Origin of the sequence: Paraoerskovia marina DSM 21750, assembly GCF_000701465.1 — a bacterium.
In the GTDB taxonomy this organism is placed as follows: Bacteria; Actinomycetota; Actinomycetes; order Actinomycetales; family Cellulomonadaceae; genus Paraoerskovia; species Paraoerskovia marina.
The window spans coordinates 927,626-944,056 of the sequence record NZ_JNIY01000003.1 but is presented as its reverse complement, the minus strand read 5'-3'; the positions used below and the strand labels follow the sequence as shown (position 1 = coordinate 944,056).

The following is a 16,431-nucleotide window of genomic DNA, read 5'->3' as shown; positions in this document are numbered from 1 at the left end:
ACCTCCGGGTGGGCGGCGCCGTCGTTCGTCCTCGGGGTGACTAGTGGTACTCGCCCGGCCGGGTCTCCGGCCGTAGCGCCTCGCCGCGGCGCACGAGCCGACGCGGGCGGGGGCGCAGACCGCGCCGGACACCCCGGACCAGCGGGCTCCAGGGATAGCCGTAGCCCTGACCGGCCCGGATCTCGCGCTCGCGGTCGACACGCTCGCGCAGCGTCTCGACAGGCTCGGGGTGCGGCTCCACGTACGCCGGGTCGGCCATCCAGGCCGCCACGAGCAGCAGCACGCGCGAGACGAAGTTGACCAGCAGGAGCAGCGTCACCACGACGGCCACCGATGCCAGCAGCGCGTTCTTGTCGGCACCACCCGCGACGACGCTTGTCCCGAGTGCCCGCAGCGCACCGAAGGCGACCCCGGCGACGACCGCCCCGATCCAGAGGTCACGGCCCCGGGGACGCGCCCCGGCCACCACGACGACGACCCCGACGACGACGACCGTGTCGATCACCAGCGATGCGAGCAGACCCCCGGCGGTCACGAGGAACGACCCGGCGTCACCGAGGGACAGAAGGTCCTGGGTGAGCCACTCCCCCAGCTGGACCGCCACGACGCTGACGGCCGTCGACAGCCCGACGCCGATGCCCAGGCCGACGAACCCGACCAGGGACCAGACCTTCGACATGACGAAGGACTGCCCGACCTCGGACAGCCCGAACTGGGCCCGCACCCCGCGGCGCAGCGCCGTCATGAACGAGATCGCCGTCCACAGCAGCACTCCGGCGGAGAGGAGGGTCGGCCAGAGCGAGCCGGAGAGGATCAGGTCGTCGATGCTGACGATCCCCGACGTCGTGTCGGTCGTGATCAGACCGGGGATGAACTCGTTGATCTGCGCGACGACGTCGTCCTCGAGCTCGCTGTTGCTGCCGAGAACCCGCGAGAAGACCGTGAAGACGATCGCCAGGGCGGCGAAGATGGAGAACAGGGCGGAGTAGGCGATCCCACCGCAGAGCAGCGCCCCGCGGGTGGCTCCGTACCGCTGGAAGGTCCGTCCCGGCCGACTGTGGGCCCAGAGGTCTGCGAGCTGCTTTCCCTTGGTCGCCACGGCACCGACGGTTCCGGAGGGGGGCGACGTCGACGAGTGGGCCATGCTCAGACCCTAGTCAGCCGGTCCGTACCTCGCCCGTGAGGGAGAACCTGCGTGTCGGACGCCACACGGAGTCGTCACCGTGGAGGTAGAGCACGATCTCGGCGACGTCGAACGTCGCGTCGAAGCCCGCCATCTCGTCGAAGGCCTGGTCGAGCGCCGCGTCGTCCAGGTCGTGCGCGACCGTCACGTGCGGGTGGTAGTTGAACCGTAGCTCCTGGTGCAGCAGCCCGGACCGCACGTGGGACTCCAGCGCCTCGCACTCCACGATCCCCTCGACCACCTGGACGAAGACGACGGGCGAGACCGGGCGAAAAGTCGCAGAGCCGCGCAGGTGGAGCCGGAAGGGTGTGTGCTGGGCGGCGACGTCGGCCAGGTGCGTGTGGACGTGGTCGACGTCGATCTCGTCGACCACCGTCGGGCCGAGCAGCGTCACGTGGGGCGGGATCGCGTCGGCGTACGCGTCCCCGAACCGGGCACGGGCCTCCTGCAGCTGGGCGCCGTACGGAGCGGGTACCTCGACAGCGACGCCGATGCGGCGCTGCCCCGGACCACGCTCCGGGATGTTCACCGCACGGACCCCGCGGCCGGCACCAGACCGATGCGGTCGTAGACGCGGTCGACGGTGTCCTGGGCGATGCCACGGGCCTTCTCGGCACCCCGGGCGAGCACGGCGTCGAGCTCGGCCGGGTCGTCCAGGTACTCGGCGGCCAGTGCCTGGAACGGGGTCAGCACGTCGACCACCACGTCCGCGAGGTCGACCTTGAGGTGTCCGTAGCCCTTGCCCTCGTAGTCCGCGACGATCGAGTCGACGTCCCGGCCCGTGAGCACCGAGTAGATCGACAGGAGGTTCGAGATGCCGGGCTTCTCGTCGCGGTCGAACCGGATCTCGCTGCCGGAGTCCGTGGCCGCGCCGCGGATCCGCTTCGCGATCTGCTTGGGATCGTCGAGCAGGCCGATCAGGCCCTTGGGACTCGCCGCCGACTTGCTCATCTTGGACGTCGGGTCCTGCAGGTCGTAGACCTTGGCCGACGACCTGACGATGTGAGGCTCGGGCACCACGACCGTGTCCTCGCCGAACCGCGCGTTCAGCCGTTCGGCCAGGTTCCGCGTGAGCTCGAGGTGCTGACGCTGGTCCTCGCCGACCGGCACGAGGGCGGTGTCGTAGAGCAGGATGTCGGCCGCCATCAGCATGGGGTAGGTCAGCAGCCCCACCGACGTGCTGTCCGACCCGCGCTTGGCGCTCTTGTCCTTGAACTGCGTCATCCGCATCGCCTCGCCGATGCCGGTCTGGCACTCCAGGACCCAGGCGAGCTGGGTGTGCTGCGGGACGTGCGACTGGACGAAGAGCGCAGAACGCTCGGGGTCGACGCCGCCGGCGAGGTACTGGGCGGCCGTGCGCCGTGTCCGCTCACGCAGCCTGGCGGGCTCGGGAGTCACCGTCAGCGCGTGGAGGTCCACGACGCAGTAGAGGGCGTCGTAGGAGTCCTGTAGGGCCACCCACTGCCGGAGCGCGCCGATGTAGTTGCCGAGGTGCAGCGAGTCGTCGGTCGGTTGCATTCCCGACAAGATTCGCGGACTGGCGCTGTCCAAGCGTGACACGGGCATGTTTCTCATTCTGTCAGAAAGTCGGTGGGCAACGGTAGACGACTCAGGTCGCCTCGTCGTCGTACGGCGCGGGGCCCTGCAGCTCCGCGGACGGCCCGCCGCCCAGTGCCGTGGCCCCGGCGACGGCGGCCGCACCGGCCGCTCCCGGCCCCGCACCTGGCCGCGGCGACCGGGGTACCTCGACGTCGTCGGAGAGCGCCTCGCGCACGATCCGACGCGGGTCGTACTGACGGGGGTCGAGCTTGGACCAGTCGACGTCGCCGAACTCGTCGCCGAGCTCCGAGTCGACGCGCTCCCGGGCCGTCGAGAGATAGCTCCGTCCGCGACGGGCGAGCGAACCCAGCTGTTCGGCATACCGAGGCAGCCGCTCCGGCCCGATGACGACGACCGCGAGCAGCGCCAGGAGCAGGAACTCGCTTCCGTTGATGCCGAAGAACACCCGACGAGCCTACTCGCTCACGGCCTCGTCGAGGACGACGACGACGTCGCTCTCCTCGTCGCCGGACCTGACCTGCAGGGTCACCTCGTCGCCCGGGGCCTTGGCCCTGATGGCGACGACGAGCTCGTCGGTCCGTGTCACGGGCCGGCCGTCGATCGCGAGAATGACGTCTCCGGGCTCGATGCCGGCGTCGTCGGCGGGCCCGTCGGGGACCACGGCGTCCTGGTCCTCGAGCGGGTCGCTGACGACCTGGACGCCCTCGCCCGAGTACCGCTCGTCCAGGAGCACGCCGATGACGGGGTAGGTGGCGGAGCCGGTCTCGATCAGCTCCTCGGCGGTCCGCCGCGCCTGGTTCGACGGGATCGCGAATCCCAGGCCGATGCTGCCGGTCGCCTGGAGCGCTCCCGGGGGCTGTGCGATCGCCGAGTTGATCCCGACGACCTCCCCTGCACCGTTGACGAGCGGCCCCCCCGAGTTCCCCGGGTTGATGGCCGCGTCGGTCTGGATGGCGTCGATGAACGCCGTGTCCGTCTGCCCGGCGGCCACGGGCCGGTGGAGGGCGCTCACGATCCCCGTCGTCACGGTTCCTTCGAGCCCGAGCGGCGCGCCGACCGCGACCACCGGGTCACCGACCACGACCTCGTCGGAGTCACCGAGGACGAGCGGGGTCAGGTCCGTCGCGTTGATCTTCACGACCGCGAGGTCGTAGTCCGACGTCCGACCCACGACCTGGGCGGGAAGCTCGCTGCCGTCGGTCATCAGGACCGTGACCGCGTCGTCACCGCTCGCGTCCGCGACGACATGGTTGTTCGTCAGGATGTACCCGTCGGCCCGGATGACGACACCCGACCCGGTCGACACTCCGTCGTCCCCGACGACCTCGAGCGAGACCACGGAGTCGATCGCCTCGGCCGCGATCGTCGCGATCGCGCCCGCCGGCTGCGTCGCGGCGGACGACTCCGGGAGAGCGGCGTCGACCGGACGGTACATCCCGACCTCGGCCGCGATGCGGTTCGCCGCCACCCCTCCGACGGCACCGGCGACCAGGGCGAGCACCGCGATGCCGGCGGTCATGCCCGCCGAGACGCGCCGCGCACGCGGACGCGGCCAGTCCGAGGACGGCCGTGACGCGGGCGCGGGCGCGGCGAGAGCGTACGGGCCCGGCCCGTACGCACCACCGGCAGTACTGCCCGCGCCGACGGTCGCCGGCCCCGAATCCTCTGCGGCGCCGTACGGTGCCGCAGGGACGGGCAAGAGGGGTTCAGGGGACGGGCCGGGCTCGTTCACGGGCATGGCGGCGGGCTCCGCCGTCGGCGGGGCGAAGGCGCCGGCGGGACGGGCCGGGGTCGGCGGGACCTCCGGGGCTCCGGGGTCCTGCGAGCCGTCGGTGGCGTCGGGGTCCTGTCCGGTCATGGGCTGGGGCGCTTCTCCTGTCGGGTTCGGCGTGGGCGACGAGGGTCGGGCGTCACGTCCCCCGCATCGTAGTCGTCGGAGCCGGAGCGCCGCACGGGGATGTCCCCGGCTCCCCGGTACGATCGCGGCAGAGCCACGCCGGCTCACCGTCTGCTTCGTGCCGGAGCGGGTGCCCCCAGCAGGACTGAGAACGGGAGAACGCGATGAGCGACATCGGCCGCCCGACCGTCAAGGCCTCGAGCTGGATGTACTGCGAGGACTTCGTCGCCGAGGACGAGGTGCTGCTGCGCGCACGCGAGCAGGCCGCGGAGCTCGGCTGCACGGCGGTCAGCCCCGGAACGGGCGCCGCGCTCGCCGCGCTCGTGGCCGCGCTGCGTGCCAAGGCAGTCGTCGAGGTCGGCACCGGCACCGGCGTCGCCGCGCTCTGGATGCTCCGCGCCATGCCCGAGGACGGCGTGCTGACCACCATCGACGTCGAGGTCGAGCACCAGCGCGTCGCGAAGCAGGCGTTCGCCGAGGCGGGCCTGCGCCCCACGCGCGCCCGGACGATCCCGGGCCGAGCACGCGACGTCCTGCCTCGCCTGACCGACGGCGCGTACGACCTGGTGCTCGTCGGCGCCGACAAGCCGAGCTACCCCGACTACGTCGAGCAGGGCATCCGCCTCCTGCGCCCGGGCGGGACGCTGGCGATCGCGAGCGCGCTGGCCGGGGACCGCGTCGCCGATCCCGCACGACGCGACGAGGTGACCACGATCGTGCGGGAGGTCGGTCGTCGACTGCGCGAGGACGACCGGGTGGTGCCGGCGATGCTCCCCACCGGAGACGGACTGCTCCTCGCCGTCCGGCGCTGACCGACGGCTGACCACCCCACGGACAGGTCGAGCTACGGCCTCGGGAGCGACTCGAGCGAGCGCAGCAGCAGCCGGGCTCCGAACCCGGTCGGTCCCTCGGGGATCTCGTGCCGCGCCTTGCTCGACCGCGCAGGTCCGGCGATGTCGAGATGCACCCACGGTCGACCGTCGGTGAACTGCTGCAGGAAGAGCGCTGCCGTGATGGCACCGCCGCCGGGCGGGTCCTGCGGGACGTGGCGCAGGTCTGCCACGGTCGACCGGATCGCCGGGGCGTACTCGGCGACGAGCGGCATCCGCCAGACGGGCTCCCCGACCTGCTCCCCGGAGCTCTCGAACGACGCGGCCAGAGCGTCCTCGGTCGTGAAGAGCGCCCCGTGGTGCGCGCCCAGCCCCATCGAGGCGGCGCCGGTGAGGGTGGCCACGTCGACAAGGACGTCCGGGTCCAGGGTCGCCGACGCCCACGCGAGCGCGTCCGCGAGGACCAGCCGCCCCTCGGCGTCGGTGTTGGCGATCTCGACCGTGGTCCCGTTCCACATCCGCAGGACGTCGCCGGGCCGGTAGGACGAGGCGCCGAAGTGGTTCTCCGCGAGAGGCAGGACCGCCGTGACCTTCTCGGAGAGTCCGCTCCGCGCGGCCGCCAGGACCGTCGCGAGCGCCACGGCGGCACCGGCCATGTCGGTCTTCATCGGGATCATCGACATCCGCGGCTTGATCGACAGGCCGCCGGTGTCGAAGGTGATGCCCTTGCCGACCACGACCACGTGCCGGGACCAGCTGTCCGGCTCCCACGAGACTCGGACGAGCCGCGGCGCGGACTGGCTCCCGTGCCCGACGGCGAGGATCCCGCCGAACCCCTGGGCCTCGAGCTGGTCCTCCTCGAGGACCTCGACGTCGAGCCCGGCCTCGACGGCCAGCGTCTCGGCACGGGCGGCAAGCCAGGCGGGGGTCTTGACGGAGGAGGGGGTCGCGGCGAGGTCGCGCACGAGCCAGGTGGCGGCGACCTCGTCCCGCACTGCGGCGATGACGGGTTCGACGTCCTCCCCGAGCAGCACGAGCTGCTGAGCACCTCCGAGGGTGCGCTCACCCTCGGGGTGAGCGCCGCCGAAGCGGGGGCTCCGATACGCCGCGAGGAGGTATCCCTCGACGTAGGCACGGGTCGCGTCGGCACCGGCTCCCTGGGTGGCGGCGGACACGACACGGTCGAGCCCGTCGATCTCGCGAGCCAGCGCGGCTCCTGCACGGCGCATCGCGGTCGGCGAGCTGTCACCGATACCGACCAGCACGATGCGGGAGGGCAGCCCTGCCCACGGCAGCGTCGTGGTCGAGCCGGCGTGGACGCGGGGGAGCTCGCAGGTCACCACCTCGCCGGCGCGGCCGACGAACCGGCTACCGCCGGAGCGGTCCGCGAGGTCCGCGAGGTCGACGCCGTACCGCGTCGTGGCGTCGACGGCGCCGGCGCGCGGCTGCGGGCCGTCCTCGACCTCTGGCGCGGGGGCGACGGCGACGACGAGAGCGTCGGCCTCCTCATCGGTGAGGAAGGTGCAGCTCAGCACGGTCCCCTCGGCCGCGACGACGTCGGGCAGGACGCCGTCCGCGACCGAGGTGGAGCGGTCCAGCGGGATGTCAGGCACGCAAGCGCCTCAGCTCACGACGCCCTGGAGGGCCTCGGCGAGCTCGCTCGCCTCCGTGGCGTTCAGCTCCACCACAAGGCGGCCGCCACCCTCGAGCGGGACGCGCATGACAATGCCACGCCCTTCCTTGGTGGCCTCGAGCGGTCCATCACCCGTCCGCGGCTTCATCGCAGCCATGTGGGGGCTCTCCATTTCTGTTGTGCCTCGGGTCGATCACCACGCCAGCCCAGGAACTCCCGAGCATCGGAGGTGCGCACCCAAGTCTAGTTCACCGGACCCCCGCCTCGTCACGTCCAAACCGTCACGAATCCCTCAGGGCGGCCAGCCGGACGGCGGCACGAGTTGCCAGAGGCTGGAGATCCACCAGAACTGCCCCAGGATCCCCGCGAGGACGACGACCGCGAGCCAGACCCGCGAGCGCGTCCATGCGACGACGAGGACGAAGAGCGGAAAGGCCAGGAGCAGGAACCGGACCAGGCTGGTCCCCGGTTCGAGGACGAGGACGAGATAGGCGAGGTAGGCGCCGAGCCACGACTGCAGCTCGGGACCCAGTCGCGCGGCGGGCCACAGGACGACGGCTGCGACGACGGCGAGCAGCACGACGAGGAGCCACGGCCCCGGACCGCCGAAGAGCCAGTCGGCGACCAGGAACCAGGGCCGCAGGGGGACGACCTCACCCGTCCCCCGCCAGGCCTCCTGGGTCAGGAAGTAGGCGTCCGGCTCTCCCGTCGCCGCGGCGCACACCCACTGCCAGGCGAAGCCCGCGACCACCGTGGCCACGAGCAGCGCGGCCCACCGGGCGACGGCGGCAACGTCGCCGCGACGCGAGCCACGGCGTGCGGCCCACCACCGGTACCCGTGCACCGCGCCGTGCCAGAGAACGACGCACGCGAGCGGGAGGGCGACGGGCCGCGCGAACCCGAGCGCGAGGACGACGGGGACCGCCGTCAGGTACCGGCCGCGCACCAGCAGCAGGAGCGCCGTCGTGACGAGCAGGAGTGCGAGGGACTCGCTGTACCCCACCTGCATGACGGGAGCGGAGACGAAGGTCGAGGTCACCGCGACGGCGGCCAGCGGCAACCCCGGTCGGCCGCGCACGAGGCCGGGGCAGGCTGCGAGGACGAGCCGGTACAGCACGAGCATCGCCCCGGCACCGAGCAGCAACGAGACCGTCGGGGCGGCGACGACCCAGTCGAGGCCTGTGACCGTCATGACGGCGCGAACGAGGGCCGGGTACAACGGGTAGAACGCCCACGCGTTCTGCTGGACGGCGCCGTCCTCGCCGCGCGGCAGGGTCGAGGGGTACCCGCTCTCGGCGATCTGGTGGTACCAGTTCGCGTCCCACATTCCGCCGGTGAACTCGGCGTACGACGGCGCGGCGTCCGTCCAGAGCGTGGCCGCCTGCTGCTGGGCGACGACGAGGAGAAGTACCGCGCTCAGGGCACGTGCGCCGCCGTAGACGACGAGCACCCGCGCCCACCACGGCAGCCTCACGTCAGCCCGCGCAGCACCCGCGCCGGCGCGCTGTCCTCCCGGACGACGGCGACCATGTCCAGGACGCGGCGGGTCGCGGGAACGTCGTGCGCACGGAAGACCCGGGCACCCATCCAGGCGGCGACCGCGGTGGCGGCGAGGGTCCCCTCCAGCCGGTCCTCGGCGTCGAGACCCAGGCTCTCCCCGATGAAGTCCTTGCGCGAGAGTGCCATCAGGAGCGGGTACCCGAGGTCGGCGAGCGCGTCCGTGCGGCGCAGCAGGTGCAGCGAGTGCCAGGTGTTCTTCCCGAAGTCGTGCGTCGGGTCCACGAGCACCGAGGCGGCCGGGACCCCGCACTCGACCGCTCGTGCAGCGGCCCGTCCCAGGTGCCGTACCACGTCGACGAGGACGCCGTCCCGTAGCTCGCTGCCCGCGGGCGCGTCGTCGGGCAGCGGGTAGGCGACACGGTGCGGGTCCGTGCGCGGGGTGGCGCCTCCGGTGTGCGAGCACACGACACCCACGCCGTGCCGGCCGGCAACCTCGACCAGCCGCGGGTCGTGACCCGCCCAGGTGTCGTTGACGAGGTCCGCACCGGCGACAGCCGCGGCGTGGGCGACCTCGGACCTCCACGTGTCGACGCTCACCAGCACGTCGGGGATCTCGCGGCGGAGGAGCTCGACGAACGGCACGACCCGGTCGATCTCCTCGTCAGTGCTGATCTCGCGTCCGACCCCCGCGCGCACCCCGCCGACGTCGACGATCGCGGCACCGTCCTCGGCCGCCCGCTCGGCCGCCGCGAGCGCCACCGTGTCGTCGAGGTGGCGCGCCGCCGCGTAGAACGAGTCGTCGGTCCGGTTGACGATCGCCATCACGACCGGGGCGGCGCCGAGGTCCCGCCCGCGCAGCGCGAGCCGGGCGGAGGGCGGCGGGACGCTCACGCGGACGCGTCGTCCGCGCTGGCCGCCGCCTCGTGGGCGGCCTCCGCGGCCTCCTCGACGGCCGCGATCTCCTCGGCGCGCAGCTCGGCGCCGCGGTCGCAGACGTAGCGGACAGCCTCCTCCGCGGTGTCGACGAGGTGGAGCAGCTCGAGGTCGTGCTCGTTGATCATGCCGCGCGGCAGGACGACGTCGCGGGCCCAGTCGAGCAGCCCGCCCCAGTAGTCGCGTCCGACCAGGGCGATCGGGAACTCGGTGACTTTGTGGGTCTGGACGAGCGTGAGCGACTCGAAGAGCTCGTCGAACGTGCCGAACCCGCCGGGGAGGACGATGAAGCCCTGGGCGTACTTGACGAACATCGTCTTGCGGGCGAAGAAGTACCGGAAGTTGACGCCGAGGTTGACGTGCTCGTTCATCCCCTGCTCGAACGGCAGCTCGATGCCGAGCCCGACCGAGAGCCCCCCGGCCTCGGAGGCACCCTTGTTGGCGGCCTCCATGATCCCGGGGCCGCCACCGGTCAGGACGGCGTACCCCTCCTCGGCGAGGCGCGCCCCGACGTCGTGCGCGAGGGCGTAGTCGGGGTGGTCGGCGCGTGTGCGCGCGGACCCGAAGACGGAGACGGCCGGCCCGACCTCCGCGAGCGCCCCGAACCCTTCGACGAACTCGCTCTGGATCCGCATCACCCGCCACGGGTCGGAGTGGACCCAGTCGGCGCTCCCGGCGGTGTCGAGGAGCCGTGCGTCGGTCGTCAGGTGGGGGATCTGCGGGCCGCGCAGGAGAACGGGCCCCTTGCGGTAGCCGGAACCTGTCTGGGGCAGTCCTTCGTCGCTCATGGCACGAGCCTAGGCGTCGGCGGGGGCACCGGTCAGCCAGGCGCGCAGGGCGGCGTGGCACGTGCGGACGTCGGAAACGGGGCAGTGCTCGTCGTCCTTGTGCGCGAGCAGCGGATCGCCAGGACCAAAGTTCACGGCGGGGACGCCCAGTGTTGAGAAGCGAGCCACGTCCGTCCACCCCTGCTTCGCCGCGGGTTCGACCCCCGTCAACCTCTCCACGGCGGCTGCGAAGTCCTGCGCCAGGGGCGCGTCGAGCCCGGGGCGGGCGCCTGGCGCGGCGTCCGTGACGACGACGTCGAAGCCGTCGAAGAGCTCACGGGTGTGGCTGATCGCCTCGTCGAGGGTCTTGTCCGGGGCGAACCGGTAGTTCACGGTGACCGTGCACCGGTCCGGGACGACGTTGCCGGCGATGCCGCCCGAGATGCGGACGGCGCTCATCCCCTCGCGGTACACGAGGCCCTCGACGTCGACCTCACGGGCCTCGTAGGCGTCCAGGCGCGCGAGGACCTCGGCGGCGGCGTGGATGGCGTTCGTGCCCATCCACGGGCGGCCCGAGTGGGCCGCCACGCCGGTGGTCGTCACCTCGACCCGCAGCGTGCCCTTGCAGCCGCCCTCGATGCCGGCGTTCGTCGCCTCGCCGAGGATGGCGAAGTCCCCGTGGAGGAGCTCCGGGTGGTGGCGCACGAGCCGTCCGAGACCGTTGAGCTCCGCCTCGACCTCCTCGTGGTCGTAGAACACCCAGGTGACGTCGACGGCGGGGTCGGTCAGCTCGACGGCGAGCGCCAGCTGGACCGTCAGACCGCCCTTCATGTCGACGGTGCCACGCCCCCACAGCACCGCGTCCTCCCCCTCGCCCTCCATACGCGTCGGAAGGTTCGGCGGGTCGGTCAGCGGGACGGTGTCCAGGTGCCCGGCGACGACGACGCGGTGCGGCCTGCCGAGGTGCGTCCGGGCAACGATCGCGTCGCCGTCGCGCAGGACCTCCAGGTGCGCGCAACCACGCAGCACGCGCTCGACCGCGTCGGCGAGCGCCGTCTCGTCACCGCTGACGGACGGCGCGTCGCAGACCGCCCGCCACAGGTCGATCAGGTCGCCGGTCGCGTCGAGCTCCACGGTGTCGGGGTGCGATGAGTCCATGCCCCGGACCCTACCCGGCGGCCTCTCGCACACGACTACGCTGTCCGGCATGACCTCTCCCGCCACGCAGACCTCTGCCACCGACCGCACCGCCTGGGCGGACGGCATCGCCACCGTGACCGACGACGGCACCGTCCTCGACGTCTGGTACCCGTCCCCCGCCCTCGGCCAGGCCCCGGAGGGTTCGCCCACGGGCGCCGTCGCCGAGCTCGCCGGGTCCGACCCCGCTCGAGGGGTCACCCTCACGCCCGTCCGGACCGTCGTCGACCTGGACGCCGCGCCGTCCGACGCCGCCGACGCCTACCTGCGCCTGCACCTGCTCTCGCACCGGCTCGTCCAGCCGCACGGTGTGAACCTCGACGGTGTCTTCGGCACGCTCACCAACGTCGTTTGGACGGACCGCGGCCCGTGCGCCGTCGAGGGGTTCGAGGAGACCCGGATGCGCCTGCGTGCGGCGACGGGAGCCCCCGTGACGGTCTACGGCATCGACAAGTTCCCCCGGATGGTCGACTACGTCGTCCCGTCGGGCGTCCGGATCGGTGACGCCGACCGGGTCCGGCTCGGCGCCCACCTGGCCGCCGGCACGACGGTGATGCACGAGGGCTTCGTCAACTTCAACGCGGGCACGCTCGGGACGTCGATGGTCGAGGGGCGGATCTCGGCCGGCGTCGTCGTGGGCGACGGGTCCGACATCGGCGGCGGGGCCTCGATCATGGGGACGCTCTCCGGGGGTGGCAAGGAGGTCGTCTCGATCGGCCGCCGCTCGCTCCTCGGCGCCAACGCCGGTATCGCGATCCCTCTCGGTGACCACTGCGTCGTGGAGGCCGGGCTGTACGTGACGGCCGGCACCAAGGTGACGGTCCTGACCGGCGGCGAGCCCCAGGTCGTCAAGGCCCGCGAGCTCAAGGGCATGGACAACCTGCTGTTCCGCCGCAACTCGATCTCCGGGCGCGTCGAGGTCGTCCCGCGCGCCGGAACCGGCGTCGAGCTCAACGCGGCGCTGCACGCGAACTGATGCCCGGGTTCGGCCGTGTCGCGGCGACGGCGGTCGCCGTGGGGGCGCTCGCCACGGTGGCCGTCGTCGCCGCGCTGAACCGCCTCGACGCCGGCGACCCGGTCGCCGACCGCTGCTCGGCGACGGCCGAGGGGACGAGCTGGAACCTCTCCCCCGTCCAGACGGACAACGCCGCGCTCATCGGCATCACCGCCGTCGAGCGCGGCCTGCCGGCACGGGCCGCGACGATCGGGATCGCGACCGGTCTGCAGGAGTCCAAGCTCGTCAACATCGACTACGGCGACCGCGACTCCCTGGGCCTCTTCCAGCAACGCCCCTCCCAGGGCTGGGGCAGCGAGGCGGAGATCCTCGACCCCGTCTACTCGACGAACGCGTTCTACGACGTCCTCGAGACGATCGACGGCTACGAGACCCTCGACGTGACCGACGCCGCGCAACGCGTGCAGCGGTCGGCGTTCCCGCTCGCGTACGCCCAGCACGAGACACGTTCCCGCGCATGGGCGTCCGCGCTCAGCGGATACTCCGAGGCTGCGCTGACGTGCGAGCTGGCGGCGGTGGAGAACCCGACGGGCGAGACCACGGCGCTCGTCGAGCGGATCGACCGGGATCTCGGCGACGTGCCGCGCGAGGTCGACGGCGACACCGTGACCGTCGACACCGAGGGGTTCGGCGGGACGACGGCACGGGACCGCGTCAGGACGTCCTGGGCGGTCGCCCAGTGGGCGGTCGCGACGGCGCAGGACACCGACGCCGACGCGGTGACCGTCGACGGGCACCGCTGGACGAGGTCGTCGCCGACGTGGGAGGAGATCGACGGCGGCCCCGCCCCCGGTCAGGTCGAGATCCGGGTCGCACCCGCACCGGACGAGTAGGAGCGACCGAGCCGCACGGAGACCGAAGCGCCCGCCACCACCCCTCGCAGGGGTGGTGGCGGGCGCTTCGTGGTTCGCCGCGTCAGCGGCGCGCGGAGAGGTCCACGTAGTCGCGCTCGGTCGCGCCGGTGTACACCTGGCGCGGGCGGCCGATCTTGGTGGCGGGGTCGAGCATCATCTCGCGCCACTGCGCGATCCACCCGGGCATGCGGCCCAGCGCGAACAGCGGCGTGAACATCGCCGGCTTGAAGCCCATGGCCTTGTAGATCAGGCCGGTGTAGAAGTCGACGTTCGGGTACAGCTTGCGCTCGATGAAGTACTCGTCGTTGAGCGCGATCTCCTCGAGACGCCGGGCGATCGAGAGCAGCTCGTCGTTCTTGCCGAGGCTCTCGAGCACGGCGTCCGCGCTCTTCTTGACGATCGCCGCACGCGGGTCGTAGCTCTTGTAGACCCGGTGGCCGAAGCCCATGAGGCGGACGCCGTCCTCCTTGTTCTTGACCTTCGTCATGAACGTGTCGACGTCGAAGTCGCTGCCCTGGATGTCGGTGAGCATCGCGAGCACGGCCTCGTTCGCGCCGCCGTGCAGCGGCCCGGAGAGGGCGTTGACGCCGGCGGCGACGGACGCGTAGAGGTTCGCGTTCGACGAGCCGACGACCCGCACGGTCGACGTCGAGCAGTTCTGCTCGTGGTCGGCGTGCAGGATCAGGAGCTTGTCGAGGGCGTCGACGACGACCGGGTCGGCCTCGTACTCCTGGTACGGGCGGGCGAAGGTCATCCGCAGGAAGTCGTCCACGTAGCCGCGCGAGTAGTCGGGGTAGAGCAGGGGCTCGCCCGCCGCCCGACGGTGCAGGTAGGACGTGATCGTGCGCGTCTTCGCGAGGAGCAGGACCGTCGCCAGCTCGACCGTCTCGGGGTCGTGCGGGTCGAGGGACTCCGGGTAGAAGGTCGGCAGCGCGTTGATCGCGGACGACAGCACGGCCATCGGGTGCCCGTCGCGCGGGAACGTCCCCATGAACGTGCGGAAGTCCTCGTGCACGAACGTGTGGCGGTTGACCCGCTCGACGAACGCCTCGAGGGTCGCCGGGTCGGGGAGCTCGCCGTGGATCAGGAGGTAGGCGACCTCGAGGAACGTGGACTTCTCGGCCAGCTGGTCGATCGGGTAACCGCGGTAGCGCAGGATGCCCTGGTCGCCGTCGATGTAGGTGACCGCGGACTCGCACGAGGCCGTGTTCGTGAACCCGGGGTCGAGCGTGACCATGCCGGTGTTCTTCATGAGGCTCGAGACGACGATGCCGTCGTTCCCCTCCGTGGCCGGCACGACGGGGAGGTCGTGCGACTCTCCTCCGGCGACCAGCTGGACGCTCGCGTTTGACGTAGCCATGGTGTCCTTCCTCCAGCCCCCGCGGGGCACATCGTCGTTCCGCGGCTCGGAGTGCGCGTGTCACATTCCGTGCGGTCCCGAGCGGGCGCAGGTCCGCGTGGACCGCACTGCCCGGGTCGAAGGTATCCCGTGCAGTGTGCACGTGACCAATCCGGTACCTTCACCTCGCCTCCACGCGGACCCGCCCCGGGGCCCGCCGAAGGCTAGCGCGGGGCCGTGCGCAGCCGGTCGCAGGCGGCGTCGACCCGCTCGTCGCTCGCGGTCAGGGAGACGCGGACGTGACGCGCACCGGCCGCCCCGTAGAACTCCCCCGGGCCGACGAGGATCCCCCGGTCGGCCCACTCTCCGACCAGGTCCCAGCAGTCCTTCTGCACCCCGTCGGCGGCCCGGACCCACAGGTACAGGCCCGCCTCGGAGTGCTCGACGACGTACCCGGCACCGAGAACCGCGTCGAGCAGTCGCTCCCGCCGTCGGCCGTAGGTCCGACGCTGCGCCGCGACGTGCTCGTCGTCCGCGAGTGCCGCCGTCATCGCCGCCTGGACGGGGCCGGGGACGATCATCCCGAGGTGCTTGCGGGTCGCGAGGAGGTCGCGGACGAGATCTTGGTCACCGGCGACGAACGCGGCACGGTACCCCGCGACGCTCGACTGCTTGGAGAGGGAGTAGGCCACCAGGAGCCCCGCGTGGGATCCTCCGCAGACCCGCGGGTCGAGAAGGCTCGGGACCCCTTCCGCGACCCAGCGCTCGGCCCACGGAAGCTCCGCATAGCACTCGTCGCTCACGACGACGGCACCGATCTCCCGGGCCGCCTCGACGGTCCGGCGCAGCGTCTCGACGTCGGCCACGGCCCCCGTCGGGTTGCTCGGTGAGTTGACCCACACGAGCCGGACGTCCGCGCGTCCGGCCCAGTCCTCCACCCCCGCCACCGGCAGAGGCGTCGCTCCCGCCAGACGCGCTCCGACGTCGTACGTCGGGTAGGCGACGTCGGGGTGGACCACGACGTCCCCCGCGCCGAGCCGAAGCAGGGACGGCAGGAGGCCGACGAGCTCCTTGGAGCCGACCGTCGGGAGCACGGCGTCGGCGTCGATCGCGACGCCCCGTCGGCGGGCGAACCAGGCGGCGATCGCGTCCCGGAGGGCGGGTGTGCCGTGCGTCGTCGGGTACCCGTGCGCGTCCCCCGCACCCGCGAGCGCGTCACGGACCACGTCCGGCGTGGGGTCCACGGGCGTGCCGATCGACAGGTCGACGATGCCGTCCGGGTGGGATCTCGCCCGATCCACGTAGGGGCCGATCGTGTCCCAGGGGTACGGCAGTCCGCTCAGGTCAGCAAAGCCCACCGTGTCACGCCTGGGGCGGGAGCGCTGCGATCATCGGGTCGTCCTTGTCGATCTCGCCGAGCTTGGCCGCGCCCCCGGGCGAGCCGAGCGCGTCGAAGAACTCCACGTTCGCCCGGTAGTAGTCGCTCCACTCCTCGGGGACGTCGTCCTCGTAGTAGATCGCCTCGACGGGGCACACGGGCTCGCACGCACCACAGTCGACACACTCGTCGGGGTGGATGTAGAGCGAGCGCTTGCCCTCGTAGATGCAGTCCACGGGACACTCGTCGACGCATGCCTTGTCCTTGACGTCGACGCACGGCTGAGCGATCACGTAGGTCACGGCGCTGTCCTCCACATTCTGATGTTGCGCTTGGGCCTGCCTA

General features: G+C 72.2%; 17 protein-coding genes. 3 read left to right on the top strand and 14 right to left on the bottom strand.

Annotation, left to right across the window (positions count from 1 at the left end):
* Window positions 1-40: 40 nt before the first annotated feature.
* Genes Q343_RS0104445 through Q343_RS0104425 form a run of 5 tightly spaced genes read right to left on the bottom strand, consistent with a single transcriptional unit; the run spans window position 41 to window position 4,601 of the window.
* Window positions 41-1,144, bottom strand: a complete 1,104-nt coding sequence (locus Q343_RS0104445; protein ID WP_052366850.1) for a YihY/virulence factor BrkB family protein — start codon at window positions 1,142-1,144, stop codon at window positions 41-43.
* Window positions 1,145-1,157: 13 nt separating this feature from the next.
* Window positions 1,158-1,712 carry a 2'-5' RNA ligase family protein gene (locus Q343_RS0104440; RefSeq protein WP_081829602.1) on the bottom strand — a complete coding sequence of 185 codons (555 nt, stop codon included), beginning with the start codon at window positions 1,710-1,712 and terminating at the stop codon, window positions 1,158-1,160.
* Window positions 1,709-2,749, bottom strand: a complete 1,041-nt coding sequence (gene trpS / locus Q343_RS0104435; protein ID WP_029252381.1) for a tryptophan--tRNA ligase — start codon at window positions 2,747-2,749, stop codon at window positions 1,709-1,711. Before trpS ends, Q343_RS0104440 begins: the two co-directional genes overlap by 4 nt.
* A 43-nt stretch (window positions 2,750-2,792) precedes the next feature.
* The gene (locus Q343_RS0104430) at window positions 2,793-3,188 is read right to left on the bottom strand and encodes a twin-arginine translocase TatA/TatE family subunit (protein ID WP_029252380.1); all 396 of its coding nucleotides are present in this window, start codon (window positions 3,186-3,188) and stop codon (window positions 2,793-2,795) included.
* Between the two features lie 9 nt (window positions 3,189-3,197).
* Window positions 3,198-4,601, bottom strand: a complete 1,404-nt coding sequence (locus Q343_RS0104425; RefSeq protein ID WP_043109235.1) for a S1C family serine protease — start codon at window positions 4,599-4,601, stop codon at window positions 3,198-3,200.
* 203 nt (window positions 4,602-4,804) lie between these two features.
* On the opposite strand from Q343_RS0104425, the gene Q343_RS0104420 reads away from it, so the two are divergent.
* Window positions 4,805-5,452, top strand: a complete 648-nt coding sequence (locus tag Q343_RS0104420; RefSeq protein ID WP_081829601.1) for an O-methyltransferase — start codon at window positions 4,805-4,807, stop codon at window positions 5,450-5,452.
* A gap of 32 nt (window positions 5,453-5,484) precedes the next feature.
* Here the strand turns inward: Q343_RS0104420 and Q343_RS0104415 are convergent, their stop codons facing one another.
* The 6 genes from Q343_RS0104415 to dapE form a co-directional block, all read right to left on the bottom strand.
* Window positions 5,485-7,083 carry a leucyl aminopeptidase family protein gene (locus Q343_RS0104415; protein ID WP_248616732.1) on the bottom strand — a complete coding sequence of 533 codons (1,599 nt, stop codon included), beginning with the start codon at window positions 7,081-7,083 and terminating at the stop codon, window positions 5,485-5,487.
* Window positions 7,084-7,092: 9 nt separating this feature from the next.
* A complete protein-coding gene (locus Q343_RS13840) occupies window positions 7,093-7,260 on the bottom strand; it encodes a DUF3117 domain-containing protein (protein ID WP_081829658.1) in 168 nt (55 codons plus the stop codon).
* A 135-nt stretch (window positions 7,261-7,395) separates the two neighbouring features.
* Window positions 7,396-8,577, bottom strand: a complete 1,182-nt coding sequence (locus Q343_RS0104405) for a hypothetical protein (RefSeq protein WP_043109231.1) — start codon at window positions 8,575-8,577, stop codon at window positions 7,396-7,398.
* On the bottom strand, window positions 8,574-9,494 hold the full coding sequence (gene folP, locus Q343_RS0104400) for a dihydropteroate synthase (protein WP_029252375.1): 921 nt from the start codon (window positions 9,492-9,494) through the stop codon (window positions 8,574-8,576). The genes Q343_RS0104405 and folP overlap by 4 nt, the downstream gene beginning before the upstream one ends.
* Window positions 9,491-10,324, bottom strand: coding sequence for an LOG family protein (locus Q343_RS0104395; RefSeq protein ID WP_029252374.1), 834 nt, complete (start codon window positions 10,322-10,324; stop codon window positions 9,491-9,493). The genes folP and Q343_RS0104395 overlap by 4 nt, the downstream gene beginning before the upstream one ends.
* Before the next feature lie 9 nt (window positions 10,325-10,333).
* Window positions 10,334-11,461, bottom strand: a complete 1,128-nt coding sequence (dapE, locus tag Q343_RS0104390) for a succinyl-diaminopimelate desuccinylase (RefSeq protein ID WP_029252373.1) — start codon at window positions 11,459-11,461, stop codon at window positions 10,334-10,336.
* Between the two features lie 49 nt (window positions 11,462-11,510).
* Here dapE and dapD point away from each other — a divergent pair, with 49 nt between their 5' ends.
* Both dapD and Q343_RS0104380 read left to right on the top strand, forming a co-directional pair.
* A complete protein-coding gene (gene dapD / locus Q343_RS0104385; RefSeq protein ID WP_029252372.1) occupies window positions 11,511-12,476 on the top strand; it encodes a 2,3,4,5-tetrahydropyridine-2,6-dicarboxylate N-succinyltransferase in 966 nt (321 codons plus the stop codon).
* A complete protein-coding gene (locus Q343_RS0104380; RefSeq protein WP_043109229.1) occupies window positions 12,476-13,348 on the top strand; it encodes a hypothetical protein in 873 nt (290 codons plus the stop codon). The genes dapD and Q343_RS0104380 overlap by 1 nt, the downstream gene beginning before the upstream one ends.
* Window positions 13,349-13,430: 82 nt before the next feature.
* Here the strand turns inward: Q343_RS0104380 and Q343_RS0104375 are convergent, their stop codons facing one another.
* The 3 genes from Q343_RS0104375 to fdxA form a co-directional block, all read right to left on the bottom strand.
* A complete protein-coding gene (locus Q343_RS0104375; RefSeq protein ID WP_029252370.1) occupies window positions 13,431-14,729 on the bottom strand; it encodes a citrate synthase in 1,299 nt (432 codons plus the stop codon).
* Between the two features lie 203 nt (window positions 14,730-14,932).
* Window positions 14,933-16,066, bottom strand: a complete 1,134-nt coding sequence (gene dapC, locus Q343_RS0104370) for a succinyldiaminopimelate transaminase (protein WP_029252369.1) — start codon at window positions 16,064-16,066, stop codon at window positions 14,933-14,935.
* A gap of 4 nt (window positions 16,067-16,070) precedes the next feature.
* The gene (fdxA, locus tag Q343_RS0104365; RefSeq protein ID WP_029252368.1) at window positions 16,071-16,388 is read right to left on the bottom strand and encodes a ferredoxin; all 318 of its coding nucleotides are present in this window, start codon (window positions 16,386-16,388) and stop codon (window positions 16,071-16,073) included.
* Between the last annotated feature and the right edge of the window lie 43 nt (window positions 16,389-16,431).

What these genes read in the sequence shown, in the direction of transcription:
- Q343_RS0104445 (WP_052366850.1), bottom strand. Translation starts at nt 1,144, where the DNA reads ATGGCCCACTCGTCGACGTCGCCCCCCTCCGGAACCGTCGGTGCCGTG.
- trpS (WP_029252381.1), bottom strand. Translation starts at nt 2,749, where the DNA reads ATGCCCGTGTCACGCTTGGACAGCGCCAGTCCGCGAATCTTGTCGGGA.
- Q343_RS0104425 (WP_043109235.1), bottom strand. Translation starts at nt 4,601, where the DNA reads ATGACCGGACAGGACCCCGACGCCACCGACGGCTCGCAGGACCCCGGA.
- Q343_RS0104420 (WP_081829601.1), top strand. Translation starts at nt 4,805, where the DNA reads ATGAGCGACATCGGCCGCCCGACCGTCAAGGCCTCGAGCTGGATGTAC.
- Q343_RS13840 (WP_081829658.1), bottom strand. Translation starts at nt 7,260, where the DNA reads ATGGCTGCGATGAAGCCGCGGACGGGTGATGGACCGCTCGAGGCCACC.
- Q343_RS0104395 (WP_029252374.1), bottom strand. Translation starts at nt 10,324, where the DNA reads ATGAGCGACGAAGGACTGCCCCAGACAGGTTCCGGCTACCGCAAGGGG.
- dapE (WP_029252373.1), bottom strand. Translation starts at nt 11,461, where the DNA reads ATGGACTCATCGCACCCCGACACCGTGGAGCTCGACGCGACCGGCGAC.
- dapD (WP_029252372.1), top strand. Translation starts at nt 11,511, where the DNA reads ATGACCTCTCCCGCCACGCAGACCTCTGCCACCGACCGCACCGCCTGG.
- Q343_RS0104380 (WP_043109229.1), top strand. Translation starts at nt 12,476, where the DNA reads ATGCCCGGGTTCGGCCGTGTCGCGGCGACGGCGGTCGCCGTGGGGGCG.
- Q343_RS0104375 (WP_029252370.1), bottom strand. Translation starts at nt 14,729, where the DNA reads ATGGCTACGTCAAACGCGAGCGTCCAGCTGGTCGCCGGAGGAGAGTCG.